Origin of the sequence: Kribbella sp. NPDC005582, from assembly GCF_040605415.1 — a bacterium.
Taxonomy (GTDB): domain Bacteria; phylum Actinomycetota; class Actinomycetes; order Propionibacteriales; family Kribbellaceae; genus Kribbella.
On sequence record NZ_JBEXCU010000004.1, the window covers coordinates 67,585 to 83,376 of the forward strand.

15 protein-coding genes are annotated in these 15,792 nt (G+C 68.6%); all 15 read right to left on the reverse strand.

What is annotated here, in order from left to right; translation table 11 throughout:
- Window positions 1-71 precede the first annotated feature (71 nt).
- Window positions 72-1,340, reverse strand: a complete 1,269-nt coding sequence (locus tag ABZS29_RS23535) for a hypothetical protein (RefSeq protein ID WP_355464537.1) — start codon at window positions 1,338-1,340, stop codon at window positions 72-74.
- Between the two features lie 9 nt (window positions 1,341-1,349).
- Entirely contained in the window at window positions 1,350-2,126 is a 777-nt protein-coding gene (locus ABZS29_RS23540) for a WecB/TagA/CpsF family glycosyltransferase (RefSeq protein ID WP_355464538.1), read from the reverse strand.
- Window positions 2,123-3,112, reverse strand: coding sequence for a GDP-mannose 4,6-dehydratase (gmd, locus tag ABZS29_RS23545; protein ID WP_355464540.1), 990 nt, complete (start codon window positions 3,110-3,112; stop codon window positions 2,123-2,125). Before gmd ends, ABZS29_RS23540 begins: the two co-directional genes overlap by 4 nt.
- Window positions 3,109-4,038 carry a GDP-L-fucose synthase gene (locus tag ABZS29_RS23550; protein WP_355464542.1) on the reverse strand — a complete coding sequence of 310 codons (930 nt, stop codon included), beginning with the start codon at window positions 4,036-4,038 and terminating at the stop codon, window positions 3,109-3,111. Before ABZS29_RS23550 ends, gmd begins: the two co-directional genes overlap by 4 nt.
- Window positions 4,038-5,528 (reverse strand): sugar transferase, encoded by a 1,491-nt coding sequence (locus tag ABZS29_RS23555; RefSeq protein ID WP_355464544.1) that lies wholly within the window; start codon window positions 5,526-5,528, stop codon window positions 4,038-4,040. The genes ABZS29_RS23550 and ABZS29_RS23555 overlap by 1 nt, the downstream gene beginning before the upstream one ends.
- 545 nt (window positions 5,529-6,073) lie before the next feature.
- Complete coding sequence (locus ABZS29_RS23560; RefSeq protein ID WP_355464546.1) at window positions 6,074-7,228, reverse strand: glycosyltransferase family 4 protein; 1,155 nt, start codon at window positions 7,226-7,228, stop codon at window positions 6,074-6,076.
- Complete coding sequence (locus ABZS29_RS23565) at window positions 7,225-8,502, reverse strand: hypothetical protein (RefSeq protein WP_355464548.1); 1,278 nt, start codon at window positions 8,500-8,502, stop codon at window positions 7,225-7,227. The genes ABZS29_RS23560 and ABZS29_RS23565 overlap by 4 nt, the downstream gene beginning before the upstream one ends.
- A complete protein-coding gene (locus tag ABZS29_RS23570; RefSeq protein WP_355464550.1) occupies window positions 8,499-9,683 on the reverse strand; it encodes a polysaccharide pyruvyl transferase family protein in 1,185 nt (394 codons plus the stop codon). Before ABZS29_RS23570 ends, ABZS29_RS23565 begins: the two co-directional genes overlap by 4 nt.
- A 1-nt stretch (window position 9,684) precedes the next feature.
- Window positions 9,685-10,650: a glycosyltransferase family 2 protein gene (locus tag ABZS29_RS23575; RefSeq protein WP_355464552.1), complete on the reverse strand. Its 966-nt coding sequence runs from the start codon at window positions 10,648-10,650 to the stop codon at window positions 9,685-9,687.
- On the reverse strand, window positions 10,647-11,291 hold the full coding sequence (locus ABZS29_RS23580; protein WP_355464554.1) for a phosphatase PAP2 family protein: 645 nt from the start codon (window positions 11,289-11,291) through the stop codon (window positions 10,647-10,649). The genes ABZS29_RS23575 and ABZS29_RS23580 overlap by 4 nt, the downstream gene beginning before the upstream one ends.
- A gap of 11 nt (window positions 11,292-11,302) precedes the next feature.
- The gene (locus ABZS29_RS23585) at window positions 11,303-12,619 is read right to left on the reverse strand and encodes a glutamate-1-semialdehyde 2,1-aminomutase (RefSeq protein WP_355464556.1); all 1,317 of its coding nucleotides are present in this window, start codon (window positions 12,617-12,619) and stop codon (window positions 11,303-11,305) included.
- Complete coding sequence (gene rfbC, locus ABZS29_RS23590) at window positions 12,616-13,164, reverse strand: dTDP-4-dehydrorhamnose 3,5-epimerase (protein WP_355465560.1); 549 nt, start codon at window positions 13,162-13,164, stop codon at window positions 12,616-12,618. The genes ABZS29_RS23585 and rfbC overlap by 4 nt, the downstream gene beginning before the upstream one ends.
- A 2-nt stretch (window positions 13,165-13,166) precedes the next feature.
- Entirely contained in the window at window positions 13,167-14,288 is a 1,122-nt protein-coding gene (locus tag ABZS29_RS23595; protein ID WP_355464558.1) for a methyltransferase C-terminal domain-containing protein, read from the reverse strand.
- Window positions 14,285-14,935, reverse strand: coding sequence for a PIG-L family deacetylase (locus ABZS29_RS23600; protein WP_355464559.1), 651 nt, complete (start codon window positions 14,933-14,935; stop codon window positions 14,285-14,287). The genes ABZS29_RS23595 and ABZS29_RS23600 overlap by 4 nt, the downstream gene beginning before the upstream one ends.
- Entirely contained in the window at window positions 14,935-15,768 is an 834-nt protein-coding gene (locus ABZS29_RS23605) for a glucose-1-phosphate cytidylyltransferase (RefSeq protein ID WP_355464561.1), read from the reverse strand. The genes ABZS29_RS23600 and ABZS29_RS23605 overlap by 1 nt, the downstream gene beginning before the upstream one ends.
- Window positions 15,769-15,792 lie beyond the last annotated feature (24 nt).

Sequence of the window (15,792 nt, forward strand, 5' to 3'; positions counted from 1 at the left end):
TACTGTTGCGTCGCAGCTTCGTTGTGGGGATGTGCCGACAGAGCTCGCGGGGTTGGTCGACCGCAGGTAGGTCAGGCGTTGGCGCGGCGGTGCGAGGCGATGGCGCGGTTGGCTTGGTGCCACCACAGCAGCAGCGTGCAGAACGAGGCGCTGGCGAGACCCCAGGCTGCGCCGCTGGCACCGCCTAGGAAGGCGCCACCGACGCCACAGACCACCAGAACGACGGATGAGACCAGCCGGACGCCCAACCCGCGGTTAGCGGCTGCCAGGGCCCGCAGGATCGCGAAGGCGCCCGCGTTCGACGCTCCGAAGGCCTGGAGCAGGATTACCGGAACCAGTACGGCGTGTGCCTGCGTCCAGACTCCTGGACCCAGCAACTCGCGCCCGACGACCGGCGGGAGCAGCAAGAAGACCGCTCCCCAGGCGAGTGCACCCGCGCCGACGCCGAGCGAGATCGCCAGGCCGACCAGCCACAGGCGGCGGTAGGAGTGCCGCAACGCACGGCCGGCCTCGGGGACGGAGATCATCCGGATGCCTTGGTTGAGCACGTTCACCGGGCCCAGCAGGACTTGCGCGCCGCGGATACCGGCGGTGGCAGCCAGGCCGGCGGCGGCGGTGATGCCCAGCATGTAGACCTGGATCGTGCCCGAGATCGCCAGCATCTCCCCCACGTACTTCGGGGTCAGGTCCCAGTTCCGGCGTACCCACTCGCGGATCAGCTGGCGGCGCGGCGTCAGGCCGGTCTGGAAGCGACCGACGACGGCGGCGATCACCGCACCCAGCCCCCAGGCGAAGGTGAGCGAGAACGCCGATGCGGTGTCCGTGAGATACAGGCCACCGAAGATCACGAGCATGGCCAGCAGCCAGATCAGATCGTTGAGGAAGGCCTTGTAGCCGTCGCCCACCACGAAGAACGCCCAGCGCCACGCGTCCTGCAGCAGCAGGCCGGGCAGTGTGACGGCGAAGGCGATCAGAACCCCGCGCGATGGCACGCCAGGGAACAGTGCGATCGCCAGTCCCACCAGTAGCCCGAGAAAGCCGACCAGCAGGGCGGTCGCCGTACTGGCTCGCACTGCGCGCTCCCAGGCCGGAGTGCGGCCGTCAGTGGAGTGCCGGACAGCCAGTGGCTCGGTGGAGACCGCGCGGGAGACGTTGAGGGCGATCGTGTAGCCACCGAAGGCCAGCGCGTACACACCGAAGTCGGCGACCGAGCTGGAGCGCGCCACGACCACTCCGACAGCCAGATTGCTCAGGCTGGACAGTGCCTGGTCTGCCAAACCCCAGCCCGCGCGACCAGCCGGTCCGGCCAGTCGACGTAACTTGGGCGGCCGGAATCTCACTCCAGCACGTTACAAGGCGCGCGGCGGGCGACGCAGCACGCCGAACCCGAAACGCGGGATTCCGATCAGGTAGCGCTTCCACAGCCGCCGCGGCTCCTTGTAGAGCCGATAGCTCCACTCCAGTCCGGCGCGCTGCATCCACAGCGGTGCACGGTCGAGCCGGCCGGTGTGGAAGTCGAACGCCGCGCCGACGCCGATCAGGATCGGCGCGTTCAGCCGGTCGCGGTGCGCAGCCATCCAGCGCTCCTGCTTCGGAGCCCCGAGACCGACCCAGATGATGTCCGGCCGCGCCGAGTTCATCCGCTCCACCGTCGCGGCGTCCTCGGCCTCGGTCAGCGCCCGGTACGGCGGGCACTCGACACCGAGCACCTTGAGCGCCGGGTGCTTGTCCTGGAACCGCATCCGAAGCTCGTCGGCAACGCCCTCGGCGCCGCCGTAGAAGTACTGCGTCCAGCCGCGCTCGGCGGCCTCGGCCATTACGCGCTCGAGCAGGTCCGGCCCGGCCACCCGGTCCATCCGCTCGAAGCCGGCCTTCTTGCCCGCCCAGACCAGCGGCATGCCGTCCGGTACGACGAGCCCCGCGGTGTTGTACACCTCGGTCAGCTGCTCGTCCCCCCGCGCGTGCAGCAGCGCGTTCATGTCGGTGACGCAGACCAGCTGCCGCTCGCCGCCGGCGATCCAGCGCTCGAACGTCGCCACCGTGTGGTCGAGATTGGTCACGCTGACATGGATGCCGAGCACATCGACCTGGTCCGCTGCGGTGGCAGGGGCCTCAACATCGGTCATCGGTCGTCCTCCGGGGTCAGCAGGGCCAGATCCGCGTCGACCATGATGCGAACCAGTTCGGGCACGTGGGTCTGGGCCTTCCAGTCCAGCTCCGTGTTCGCCTTCGACGCGTCGCCGATCAGCGAGTCGACCTCGGTCGGACGCTCGTACCGGGAGTCGTGGTCGACGTACTTCTCCCAGTCCAGCCCGACGTGGTCGAAGGCCAGCGACACGAAGTCTCGCACCGAGTACGACGTACCGGTCGCGATCACGTAGTCGGCCGGAGTGTCGTGCTGCAGCATCCGCCACATGCCCTCGACGTACTCCGGGGCGTAGCCCCAGTCCCGGCAGGCGTCCAGGTTGCCCAGGTACAGCCGGTCCTGCTTGCCGAGCTTGATCGCGGCCACCGCCCGGGTGATCTTGCGGGTCACGAAGGTCTCACCGCGCCGCGGAGACTCGTGGTTGAACAGGATCCCGTTCACCGCGAACATCTCGTACGCCTCGCGGTAGTTCCGCGTCATCCAGTAGCCGTACAGCTTCGCCGCCCCGTACGGCGACCGCGGGTAGAACGGGGTCGACTCGTTCTGCGGCGGTGGCGTGGCACCGAACATCTCCGACGACGACGCCTGGTAGAACCGGCAGTCCAGACCGATCATCCGGATCGCCTCGAGCAGCCGCGTCGTCCCCATCCCGGTGGTGTCACCGGTGTACTCCGGCTCGTCGAACGACACCCGCACGTGCGACTGCGCCGCCAGGTGGTAGACCTCGTCCGGCTGGATCGACGCCAGCAACGTGACGAGGCGCGAGCCGTCGGTCAGGTCGCCGTAGTGCAGGAACAGCCGCTTCCCGGTCTGGTGCGGGTCCTCGTACAGGTGATCGATGCGCTTGGTGTTGAACGTCGACGCGCGCCGGATCAGGCCGTGCACCTCGTAGCCCTTGGCAAGCAAAAGCTCAGCGAGGTAGGACCCGTCCTGGCCCGTGATCCCGGTGACGAAAGCTTTCTTCATGCAGCGTGCTCCAGGTACCAGGCGTAGGTGGCGGCCACTCCGTCGGAGAGGTCGATGGTCGGTTTCCACCCCGACGCCTGCAGCCGGCTCACATCGAGCAGCTTGCGCGGCGTCCCGTCCGGCTTGGACAAGTCGTTGCTAATGGCACCTTCGTAGCCGACGACGCGGGCCACGAGCTCGGCCAGCTCGCGGATCGTCACATCAGTGCCGACACCGACGTTGATCGGCTCCGGCTCGTCGTACGCCGTCAGCAGGTGCAGGCATGCGTCGGCCAGGTCGTCCACGTGCAGGAACTCCCGGCGCGGCGTGCCGCTCCCCCACAGCACGACCTCCGGCGCCCCGCTCACCTTGGCGTCGTGGAACCGGCGGATCAACGCCGGCAGCACGTGCGACGACGTCAGGTCGAAGTTGTCGTTCGGCCCGTAGAGGTTGGTCGGCATCGCCGAGATCCAGTGCAATCCGTACTGCCGGCGTACTGCCTGGACCTGCATGATCCCCGCGATCTTCGCGATCGCGTAGGCGTCGTTGGTCGGCTCGAGCTCGCCGGTCAGCAGACTCGACTCGCGGATCGGCTGCTCGGCGTACTTCGGGTAGATGCAGGACGAGCCGAGGAACAGCAACCGCGGCACCCGGACGTCGAGGGCCGCATCCATCAGGTTCACCTGGATGCGCAGGTTGTCGCTGAGGAACTCGGTCGGGTGGTCCCGGTTGGCCAGGATGCCGCCGACCCGGGCCGCGGCGTCGATCACCACGTCCGGCTTGTGCTCGGCGAAGAAGGCGAACGTCGCCTCGCGATCCCGCAGGTCGAGCTCGGACGACGAGGCACCGATCAGCCGGGTGTGCCCGGCCGCCTCCAGCCGCCGCCAGATGGCGGAGCCGACCAGGCCACGATGGCCGGCCACGTAGACGGTTGCCTCAGGGTCCATCAGTACGCTCCCGCGCCGTAGATCACCGCACGCACGGTCTTCCAGAGAATCAGCAGATCAAGGGTCATCGACCAGTTGTCGACGTACCGCAGGTCGAGCCGGACCGACTCGTCCCAGGACAGGTCGCTGCGGCCGCTGACCTGCCACAGGCCGGTGATGCCCGGCTTGACCAGCATCCGGCGGGAGTCGTCGGCGGCGTACAGCGCGACCTCCTCGGACAGCGGCGGGCGCGGGCCGACCATCGACATCTCGCCGCGGAGAACGTTGAACAGCTGCGGCAGCTCGTCCAGCGAGAACCGCCGGATCCAGCGGCCCAGCGGGGTCATCCGCGGGTCGTCGCGCATCTTGAAGATCACGCCGTTGCCATCGCTCAGCGCGTAGAGGTCACCGAGCCGCTGCTCGGCATCGGCGTACATGCTGCGGAACTTGAGCATGGTGAACTCGGCGCCGGCCCGGCCGACCCGCTGCTGCCGGAACAGCACCGGTCCCGGGCTGGACAGCCGCACAGCCAGTGCCAGGCCGATCAGCAGCGGCGAGAACAGGACGATCATGCCGAGCGCGAGGACGCGGTCGAAGACAGCCTTGAGCAGGTGCGGCCCACCGCTGACGGACGGGCGCTCCAGGTGCAGCAGCGAGAGGCCCGCGACCGGGCGGACCGAGATTCGCGGACCGGCCACCTCGATGATGCCCGGCGAGACGATCAGCTCGATCCCACGCTGCTCCAGCGCCCAGGACAGCCGGCGGAGCGAGTGCCCGACCAGCTCCGGATCGGTCGAGATCGCCACCACGTCGACGGCGTGCCGGTCGGCAGCGGCCACGATGTCCGCCTCGTCCAGCTCGTCGGGCTGCATCGGGCCGTCCGGAGCGTCCTCGTCCCGCGGGCGGCAGGTCGCCACCACCCGGAAGCCGTCGGTCGGGCGGCTCTCGAGGTGCTCACACAAAGTTGCGGCCGGGCCACTGTGCCCGACCACCAGAACCCGATGCATACAACGGCCCCGCACGCGGTGCCGGTGCAGGTCCTTGCGCAGCGCGTACCGCAGGAACAGCGCGGACGCGCACATCACCGGAATCGCCAGTACGACGAAGCCGCGCGCGATCTCGGTCTTCGTCACGTACGACGCCATCGCGACGGCCGCGGTAAGGCCGACCCCGGATCGCAGCAGCGACCGGAACTCGTCCGGCCCGGTGCCGAAGTACCGGGGGTCGTAGCCCTTGGAGAGCGCGACCGCGGCCACCCAGGCCAGCGGCAGCAGACTGCTGACGATCAGATAGCTGCTGCCGACACCCGAACCGAACCGGGCCAGCAGCGCCACGAAGACGCCGAGCATCGCGGCCAGCAGATCGCCACCGACGGCGGCCCAGCGGTAGACCCCGACCCAGCGGGGCTCGGTCGAGCGAGACGGCCGGGGAACGATCGCGGGGACCTCGTGCGGAACCACCCAGAGGGGACGACGGCCATCGACCGCGTCCGGCGCCTCAGCTCCGCTCACTCCGCTTCCTCGTGTCTGCGCGTCATACCTGTCAAACGGTGATCACCGCACTAAGTGACGGTGGAATCCACGTTTCCTGGGGTCACAAAATTCACCTGCATGTTGACGGCGAGTCACGGCAGGCTACTACGCGCCGCAGTGTACAGCGACCATCGACGCGGAACCGTTGCAGAGAACTTGCATACCCTACCGGGTGACGACCCCGCGCGAGGCCTCGGCCGCGCGGTATGCCCTACTGCGGAGGATTACTGCCGCTAGTTGGCAGTACGACTCCGCAGATCGAGATGATGAACGTGCGCCGCCCACTGAACCCACTCAACGCGCCCACCGAAGCCCCTTTCATCGACTGAACGGACCGTGCGGCCGGAAATCGAAATCCAGCGTCACACTCGCCCCACTCAACCGGCGACAGCACGGTGAAGCCAGTGGGCGAGTGCACGGTGGTACCGGTGGGTGCCCGAGTTCCTCCCATAACCGGTTTGGGGACGGGTCCGGCCGGGGGCGCGCTGACCTTCGGCGGGGCAGTGTCGCTGCGCGGGAGCGGTTTACGGCACTGGGCGGTGGAGGGGGTGGAGTGTTTGCTGGAGGAAGGTGTTCAGCTGGCGGCCGACGACGTTCGCGGCGAAGGCTTGCTCGAAGCGGAGCCGGGCTGCAGCGGCGTACCGGGAGCGGGTGGCGGGGTCTTCCATCAGGCCGATCAGGACGTCGGCGGCCGCTTCGGCGTCGTCGAGGGGCCAGAAGAGGCCTTCGACTCCCGGCTGTACGACGTCCGGGATGCCGCCGACGGGAGCGGTGAGGACGGGGAGGCTCTCGGCCATCGCTTCGACCAGGACGATGCCGAAGCTCTCCATTGTGGCGGTGTGGCAGTAGACGCGGTGCTGCCGCAGGATCGGGCGGGGGTCGGACTGGTAGCCGAGGAAGCGGACCTGGTCGGTGATCCCGAGGTCGGCGGCCAGCTTCTGCAGCGCGCCGCGCTCGGGGCCGTCGCCCACGATCGACAGCGTGTAGCGATGACCTCGATCGGCCGCCGCGCCGAGGATCCGGAGCAGGTGACTGTGGTTCTTCCGCGGCTCGAGCCCGCCGACGGTGACCAGGTCCGCCGCAACGGAGACCTCCGTTCGCGGGCTGTCCGGGACCGGATTCGGTACGACGGCGCTCGGCACCTCGTGCAATGCCGGAATCCGGGCTTCCAGCTGGGACTTGTTGAAACCGGAGACGTAGACGATCCCGTCCAGCCGGCCCAGTACGTCGGCCTCGTGATCGCGGATCGACCGGAACAGCGCGCCGTCCCGCGGGATCTCGCCCTTGTCCGCCCACTCGTCGGCCTGGGAGATGTTCAAGTGCGCAACCATCACGACCGGTTGAGTAGTGCGCACCCGGAGCGCGACCCCGGCGCTGATCGGGCACTGCGCGTAGATCACCGCGTCCGGCCGACTCGCGAGGTGCTTGCGCAGCGCGGCGGCGAGGTACCGCGCGTGCCAGTACTCGTGCCAGCGGATCCCAGCGGGCCTGCTCAGCCGCCGGACGACGATCCGGGCGGCGAAGATCGGCAGCACAAACGGCGACCGCGCCGAGAACGGGCTCACCACGCTCACCGGTTCGGACTGTTCGCGAAGGTAGGTGTCGAAGGTCCGGACATGGCTCTGCAGGCCGGACGGACCTTCCAGCCTCATCAGGGTCGCGATGACCACCTCGCTCATGCGGGTGCCCCGGCCAGGTCTGCCGCCGCGAAGTGCTCGTGCTGTGCCTTCTGCAACCGGCTCCACCAGATGCCGCCGCCGATGATCGAGGCGACCGCTGTCCCCCACACTGCGCCTTGCGCGTCCCAGAACACCGCACCGGCCGCGGCCAGTCCGACGAAGAGCGTGGTCACGACGATCTGGCACTGCATGGTCAGGTCCGCGCGACCCAGCGCGCGCAGCGCGGCCGACGGACCCACGTGGGTGCAGCCCGCCGCACAGCTCACCACAATGCCGAGGACCAGCGGGTGTGCTTGGGTCCAGACGTCACCCAGCACCAGCTGCCCGATCCCAAGCGGGAAGGTGACCAGCACAGCGAGTCCCCAGCCCAGCGCGACAACCGCCAGGCCACCGCTCAGTGCGGCACCAAGTCGGAGCAATGCTTGCCGGCCGCGCGTCAGCGCTCGCGCTGCCTCCGGTACCGCGACCTGACCGACGCCCATCAGGAGCGCAGCAACCGGGCCGATCACCATCTCCGCACCCCGTATCGCACCGGCGGCCGCCAGCCCACCGGTCGTGGCGACGACCAGCGAGCGGATCTGACCACCAGCACCCAGTACGACGTTCTCCACCAGGAACCGCAGTCCCAGGTCGCGGTGCTTGCGCAGCCAGCTGATCGCGAGCGCCGGCCGCGGCAGGATCCGCGACTGCCAGATACCGAATAGTCCCGCGATCCACGCCGTACCGCCGAAGGCGAGCAGGGCGAAGGTGATGCCCTTGAAATCGGCGACGTACCCGGCGGCGAGGACGCCGACCATCAGTACGGTCCAGACGGTGTCGTTCGCGAAGGTCTTGGCGCCCTGGCCCGCGGCGAAGAACGCCGACCGCCAACTGTCCTGGAACATCAGCCCTGGGAGGACGATGCCGAGGGCAATGAAGGCTGCCCCGGCCTCGGAGCCCGGCGTCAACTGCTTCAGCACCACTCCGAGCGCTATGCAGACCACACCACTGACCGCACCGACCATCAACGCCACACCGCTCGCGGCGGACACCGCGTCGCGCCAGTTCTCCTTGCCGGTCGCACTGAATCGCACCATCACCGCATCGGTCGACAGCGCGCGTGAACAGTTCAGGGCGATCGCATACGCAACGAACGCAAGGCCGAGCGCGCCCAGACTCGCGGCACCCATCAGCCGGGCTACGAACACACCGAGCAGGAAGTTGCCCAGACTCGACACCGCCTGGTCGGCGATCCCCCAGCTCAGCCGGCCCGCGACCTGCCGCCGGATGCTCATGACGACTCCCCGAACAGTACGGCGCTCAGCTCGGCGAACTGCTCGTCCAGCCGCGCACGAACCAGCTGCCGCCGTTCTTCGATGGTGCGGACCACCTGCTCCCGTTCACCCTGCAACGCCACGAACTGGGTGTACAGCTGATCGGCGTCGAGATCGCGGATCTCCTGGAACCACTGCTCGACACCCAACTGCTCCATCAGCGCCAGGTGCTTGCGGCCGTAGCCGATCGCGATCGTGGGTTTGCCGAGCTTCAGGCCGAACAGCACGGTGTGGAAGCGGGTCCCGACCACGGAGTCGACCGTGCCGAGCTGGCTCATCAGCTCGTCGGCGGAGGTGAACGATTCGTACACCACCCGGGTCGACCCGACCCTCGACAACACGTCCAGTGCGACGGCCTCGTCGGCCTCGTCACCGATCAGCAGTCGCACACTGCGGCCCGACGCCAGCAGACGCTCGACGAACTGAGTCATCGTCGCCGTGTACTGCTCCTGGATGCGCTCGGCATCGGCCCGGTCCTCGGTGCCTCCCGAATACGCCATCACGCCCACGCCGACCGCGTCGCCTTGCGTCATCGGCGGCGACGGCAGCGCGAAGACGAGGTCCGGGTAGACATGATCGGACGGCCCGGCCATCCGCATCTTCTGGGCCGCACCCAGCGACTGCTCGTCGCGGAACGACCGGTAGTACGCCAGCTCCGCGGAGCGAGCCAGCAGCCAGCCGGTCACGCGCTCGCTGACCACGTTCGCCCCGACACTGACGAACGCGACCTTGACGCGGAACAGCTTGCCGGCCAACGACATCACGAACTGCGTCCACGGCAGCTCCCACGGCCGCTGCGGCAGCGTCGACTCCAGCACACCCATCCCGGGCACGATGACGACGTCATGACGCCGTACCCAGGAGGTGATGCGCCAGGTGTCGATCAGCGAACCAGCCACGATCCGTCCGAGCGTCATCGCCAGGCGGACCGGCTTAGGTCCGCGGACCGGGCCTACGCCGTCCAACCAGCCCAGCTGTGCCGCCGGTACGCCGTACCGTTCGGTGACGCGCTGCGGTCCCGAGCACAGGCTGTCGAGGTCGGCGTCCGGTCGCTCTGCCTTCAGATAGGCCAGGACTGCCTCGAGGGTCGCGTCGTTGCCGATGTTCCCCGAGCCCAGCCGGCCGAACAGTCCAATGCGCACGTCAGCGCCCCTCGGAGCCGGCGACGACGGCCTGGACCGACAGCGCGTCGATCGCGCCGAAGTGCTGGATCGGCTCCGGCCGCTCGGCGCCCGGGAGCCGACGAGTCACCCGACTGGTCAGCCAGTCCCGGATGTGGCGGTTGCACGCGCGCTTGTCGGCCGGGCTCAGCGGAGCACGCCGTACGGCGGCGTAGTAGCCGAGGATGTATTCGGCGACCAGCCGGATCGGCGGGTGCACGAGCTTGTTCGAACGCTTCGGGTCCAGGTTGCGCGACCAGCTGCTGATGGTCGGGTTCGCCTGCAGCGCCCGGCCGTCGTGGTGCCGCCGGAAGTACAGCCACTCCGGCACCTGAAGGAAGCGGCCGTGCAGTACCAGCTCGGCCATGAACACCTGGTCCGCGTGGTAGAAGCTGCCGTGCGGCTTCACCTTGCGCAGGACGTCGGACCGGATCACACCGTAGAAGTCGTCCGCCTGGATCGCACCGGGCAGGTCCGCGTCCCGCAACTGGCTCCGCAGTCGCTCCGGGGCCTCGGGCGCATCGGTGTGCAGCGGGTACTCCAGTGCCTGGATGACGTTGTCCTCGCCGTCGATCGCAGCGGTGTAGGTGTGCGTCAGTACGGCGTCCGGGTTGGCGTCCAGCAGCTCGATGCACTTGGCAACCAGTTCCCGGCCCCACAGGTCGTCGCCGGACGCCCACTTGAACAGCTCGCCGTGACTCTTCTGGAAGACGAAGTCGTGGTGCGGTGCGGCGCCGACATTGTGGTCCTGCCGGTAGAACGTGATCCGCTCGTCGCGAGCGGCGTACTCGCGGCAGATGTCGTCCGTGCCGTCGGTGGACGCGTTGCTGGACAGGATCAGCTCGAAGTCCGTGTACGTCTGGCCGAGCACCGCGTCCAGCGACTGCGCGAGATACTCCTCGCCGTTGTAGACCGGTAGGCCGATGCTGAGTCTGGGGTGAACGGTCATGTCGGGCTCCCAACTGAGTCGCGGGCTGCGGCCCGGTGCACGGGGTCGAGGAAGCGCTGCGACGAGGCGAGCGCGAGAACAGGGACTGCCAGCAGGAACCCACCGACGACATCGGTGAACCAGTGCATCGACAGCAGCAAGAGCGAGAAGCCCATGGTCACCGCGCACACGAGCACGAGCCACCAGGCCCACAACGGCGGGCGGCGACGCCAGACGAACAAGATTCCGCCCAGGCAGCACAGCAGAACCACCATGTGCCCGGACGGGTAGGAACCACTGAAGAAGCCCACGTCCTGGTGCGGATCGGGGCGCTGGAGGACCGCCTTGCTCACCTGGGTGACGACGATCGCCACCGCCGCGAGCCCGGCGACGTACAGCAGCGGTGCGAGGTGGCGGCGGCGGTAGGCGGCGATCAGCCCAGCCAGCGCGAGGGCGGCGAGCGCTACCGGTGGACCTGCTCCGTCGACCACGTTGCCGAAGACCAGTTGCCACGGTCCCCAGACATCGTCGGGGCGGAACACCTCCCGTGCGGCCCGGTCGAAGCTGTCGGTCGGTTCGACTGTGACGAAAACAGCCAAGGCCAGGAACACCACCAGACTGACCACAGCCCAGCGGTGCGCCACTGACACCTTCGAACTCACACTGCTCCTATCTATGCGTACTTGCGGAAGACGGGCTGCACCGGGCGACCGGGCAGGAAGGCCGAGACGTCCTGTGCCTCGAGCGCCTTGCGGTAGACGGTGCAGGCTTGCGCCACCACCTCGACGGTGCGCTCGATGTCCGCATCGGTGAGCGCACTGCTCACCACGAACGACGGGCCGATCACGCCACCGAGCAGCAGCTCGCGGAGGAAGAGCGTCCGGTACGGCTGCGACGGCGCGAAGTTCTCGTCGAGCGTCGCGAAGACGAGGTTGCTCGCCCGGCCGCGGACCAGGACGTGGTCCTCAACACCGGCCGCCAGGGCGACCTCGCGGACACCTGCGGCCAGCTTCTCGCCCCGCTCGTGCAACCGCGCGGGGATGCCCTCTTCGGCGTACACGTCCATGACCGCCATCGCCGCGGCGAGTGCGTGCGTCTCGGCGCCGTGCGTGGTGGACAGCAGGAAGACGCGCTCATTCGTGTCGCGCAGACCGCCGCGCTCCATGAACTCACGCTTACCGGCCAGTGCCGAGACGGCGAACCCGTTGCCGAGCGCCTTGCCGAACGTCGACAGGTCCGGCGTCACGCCGTACACGCCCTGAGCGCCGGCCTCGGAGAACCGGAAGCCGGTGATCATCTCGTCGAAGACCAGCAGCGCGCCGTACGAGTGCACGAGGTCGCGCAGCCCTTCCAGGTACCCGGCCGGCGGCTCCTGCTGGGTGGCTGCTTCCAGGATCAGGCAGGCGATCTCACCGTCGTACCGGCGCAGGAGCTCTTCGGTCGCGGCCAGATCGCCGTACGGGAAGGCGACGGTCAGGTCGCCGATCGCGTCCGGGATCCCGGCTGCCATCGGAGTCCGGGTGATGAACCAGTCGTCGGTGGAGAAGAACGCGTGGTCGGAGCAGATCGCGACGCGGGACCGGCCGGTGATCGCGCGGGACAGCTTGACCGCGGCCGTGGTCGCGTCCGAGCCGTTCTTGGCGAACTTCACCATGTCGGCGGTCGGCACACAGGCCAGGAACCGCTCAGCCGCTTCGAGCTCGACGATGCTCGGCCGGACGAAGTTGCTGCCGCGCTCGAGCTGGCCGCGGACCGCTTCCAGCACGCGCGGGTGCGCGTGGCCGAGACTGACCGCGCGCAGGCCCGAGCCGTACTCGATGTACTCGTTGCCGTCGACATCCCAGACATGGGCGCCGAGGCCGCGCTCGATCACCGGCGCCATGTCCTCGGGGTACTGGTCGTCGCCCTTGGCGTAGGTGTGCGCGCCGCCCGGGATCACCTGATGCAGGCGGGCGTTGGCAGCGATCGACTTCTCGAAAGACTTGTTCATGTCAGCCTCGCAATGGCTTCGGCCAGGGACGGCGCCGCGAGGTCCCGCTCGGACATGAGCGTGACCGGCAGCGGCCAGTGGATGTCGAGATCCGGGTCGTCCCAGCGGATCGAGACGTCCTCGGACGGGTCGTGCGCCCGGTCGATCCGGTACGAGACATCGGCCGGCTCGGTCAGCGCCTGGAACCCGTGCGCACACCCCGCCGGCACGTAGACCGTCACCTGGTTCTCACCGGTCAGGTCGAACGTCTCGCGCTGCCGGTACGTCGGTGAGTCCGGCCGCAGGTCGACGACCACATCCAGTACGGCGCCGTACGAGCACCGGACCAGCTTGGCCTCACCAGCGCCCGCCCGGATGTGCATGCCCCGAACAACACCCCGGCGCGACCGCGAAATGCTGTCCTGGACGAACGCGTCCGGGTCGAGCCCAGCCTGCTTCAGTACGTCGCGATCGAACGTGCGCGAGAAGAACCCACGCTCGTCGACATGCGGCGTCGGCCGGAAGATCAACGCACCAGCGATGCCCGCTACCTGTTCTACCTGCATGGTCACCGCCTCAGCTCGTGTGGCTCGGGAAGCGGAACCAGATACGTCGCACCCCAGCCACCGTCGGCTTCAAGCTGCGCGATCACCTCTTCGGCGATGTCCCACGTCAGCACCAGTACGACGTCGGGCCGGGCGGCCTTCAGCTCCTCGACCGGACGGATCGGGACCATGCAGCCACCGGGGATCCGGCGGCCGTGCTTACCCGGCGCCTTGTCGACGGTGAACTCCAGCAGGTCGGTGCCGACGTTGCTCAGGTCGAGCAGGACCGGCGCCTTCGACGGAGCGCCGTACCCGAGGACCTTGCGACCGGCGGCCTTGTGCCGGGTCAGCTCCGCGTGCAGTGCGCCGGCCGCGTGCTGCGCGGCTTCCTGCAGGCTGGCCAGCTGGATCTCGTCCGCGATCCCGGCAGCCTCTTCGTCGGCCAGGACCACGTCGACGCTGGCATCCGGCTTGGCCTCCGCGGTGTGCCGCAGCATCACCATCAGGCTGCCGCCGAACATCTCGACGTGCTTGACCGACTCGATCGCGAGGCCGTGCAGGTTGGCGATATAGCTCACCGCCCGCAGCGACTGGTAGACCCAGTGCCCGTGCCGGATCGTGTCGAACTGGTTGCCGATGAACAACGGAAGCAGGTGGTGGAACTCCATCACCAGCAGGCCGCCCGGCGCGAGCCGCTCGGCGCGCAGCCGGAAGCTCGCTCCCATGTCCGGCTCGTGCACGAGTCCGTGGACGTCGATCACCAGGTCGGCCTTCTCACCGTCACCGGCCAGGCGCGAGCCAGCGGCGTACAGGTGGTCGAGCCAGGAACCGCCGTGCGGGCTGCCGAACTCGAAGACCACACCGCCGGCAAGCTCTGGATAGTCGCGCAGGATCTCCTTCACCGACGACTCGGCGTGCGCGAGGCTCGTCGCCGACTCGACGGCCAGCGGCTCTTCGGCGATCTGTGCCTCGACCGGGCCGAGCTGAACCAGCGTGCATTCGCGGCACAGCCACAGCGACAGCGGATGGCGCGGGTCCGGACCAGGAGTGTCAGCGGTCGGGAACAGGTCAGCGGTCGGCTGATCACCCAGATCCACGACCGGTACGACGTCGGTGCCGGCGCACCCCCGGCAGTTCACGCTCACCACGTCAAGATCCCCTTGCCGGTCGTGAAGGCCTCGGCGTACCGGGCCCGGCATTCCATCCCGCGCAGCCGGGCGAGTCCGGTGAATGTCTCCTCGTCGAACCAGTCGTGCGGGACCTGCGACGGGTAGGCCTTGTGCAGCCGGACGACCTTCTCGTGCATCTGCTCCTCGGTCAGGTCGACGTACAGCCAGGGCCGGCCGAGGTCGCCGTCCCACTTCGGGATCTCGTAGTGCAGCACCAGGTGGTCGCGCCAGACCGTCGGCGCCAGCTCGGCGATCAGCCGGTGGTCCTGGTGGGCGTCGTGCCGGCTCGGCGCGAGCACGAGATCAGGCTTGCGGTCGCTCCGGGCCGTTGCCTCGAGCAACTCCTTGGTCTCGTTCCAGTGCGCGGGCAGCCGGCCGTCCGGCAGCTCGGCAGACGTCACCGTCACCTCGCACTCGGGCAGGAACAGCTCCGCGCCCCGGCGGGCCTCGTCGAGCCGGAGCGGCGTACCGGTCGCGATCACGAACTCGGCGGTCAGCTCCGGTACCGACTCGGCCAGCTTCAGCAGCGTGCCGCCGCAGCCGATCTCGATGTCGTCCGGATGGGCGCCGAGGGCAACGATGTGGACCGGCCCGTCGATCAGGCCGAGCTGGAACGGAAGCATCAGATCGCCACCACGACCGGGTCGCCGCCGCCGCGGAGCAGGTGCTGCTGGCGGTTCTCGTGCGCCCACAGCGCCCACGGCTTCTTGCCTGAGCGGTACAGCTCCTCGAGCTGGCTGCGCTCCTTGAGGGTGTCCATCGGCGCCCAGAACCCGTGGTGCGGGATCGCCTCCAGCTTGCCGACCGCGGACAGCCGCGGGAACGCGTCGCCGACCAGATCCTCGCCCTCGTTCAGGACGTCGAAGATCTCCTTCTTGATCACGAAGTAGCCGCCGTTGATCCAGACGTTCAGATCGGCCGCCGAGCGCAGCCCGGTGACGCGTGAGTCGGTGCCGAACTCGACGACGTGGAAGGACGCCTGCGGCGGCACCGCGAGCAGGCTCGCCGTCACGTCGCTGGAGATCACGTGGTCGACGATCTTGTCCATCGGCGCGTCGGTCAGCACGTCGCCGTAGTTGGCCAGGAAGACGTCGTCGTCCTCCAGGTACGGCCGGACCCGGCGCAAGCGCTCACCGATGCTGGTGTCGATGCCGGTGTCGACGAAGGTGATCTTCCACTCGCTGATGTCGGAGTCGAGCAGCTCGATCCGCTGCCCGCCCTTGGTCATCACGAAGTCGTTGGAGACCGTCTCCTCGTAGCGCAGGAAGTACTCCTTGACCGCCGAGCCCCCGAAGCCCAGCGCCAGGATGAACTCGGTGTGGCCGAAGTGCGCGTAGTACCGCATCACGTGCCACAGGACCGGCCGGTCGCCGATCGTCATCATCGGTTTCGGTGCGGAGTCGACGCCACTGCGCATCCGCAGCCCGAAGCCTCCACAAAAGATCACGACCTTCATCGCTGTTCCCTTCCCCCCACTGCT

Bases quoted from the DNA above. Each gene is read 5' to 3' on its own strand.
- ABZS29_RS23540 (WP_355464538.1), bottom strand. From the start codon at position 2,126: ATGACCGATGTTGAGGCCCCTGCCACCGCAGCGGACCAGGTCGATGTG.
- gmd (WP_355464540.1), bottom strand. From the start codon at position 3,112: ATGAAGAAAGCTTTCGTCACCGGGATCACGGGCCAGGACGGGTCCTAC.
- ABZS29_RS23550 (WP_355464542.1), bottom strand. From the start codon at position 4,038: ATGGACCCTGAGGCAACCGTCTACGTGGCCGGCCATCGTGGCCTGGTC.
- ABZS29_RS23560 (WP_355464546.1), bottom strand. From the start codon at position 7,228: ATGAGCGAGGTGGTCATCGCGACCCTGATGAGGCTGGAAGGTCCGTCC.
- ABZS29_RS23565 (WP_355464548.1), bottom strand. From the start codon at position 8,502: ATGAGCATCCGGCGGCAGGTCGCGGGCCGGCTGAGCTGGGGGATCGCC.
- ABZS29_RS23575 (WP_355464552.1), bottom strand. From the start codon at position 10,650: ATGACCGTTCACCCCAGACTCAGCATCGGCCTACCGGTCTACAACGGC.
- ABZS29_RS23585 (WP_355464556.1), bottom strand. From the start codon at position 12,619: ATGAACAAGTCTTTCGAGAAGTCGATCGCTGCCAACGCCCGCCTGCAT.
- rfbC (WP_355465560.1), bottom strand. From the start codon at position 13,164: ATGCAGGTAGAACAGGTAGCGGGCATCGCTGGTGCGTTGATCTTCCGG.
- ABZS29_RS23600 (WP_355464559.1), bottom strand. From the start codon at position 14,935: ATGCTTCCGTTCCAGCTCGGCCTGATCGACGGGCCGGTCCACATCGTT.
- ABZS29_RS23605 (WP_355464561.1), bottom strand. From the start codon at position 15,768: ATGAAGGTCGTGATCTTTTGTGGAGGCTTCGGGCTGCGGATGCGCAGT.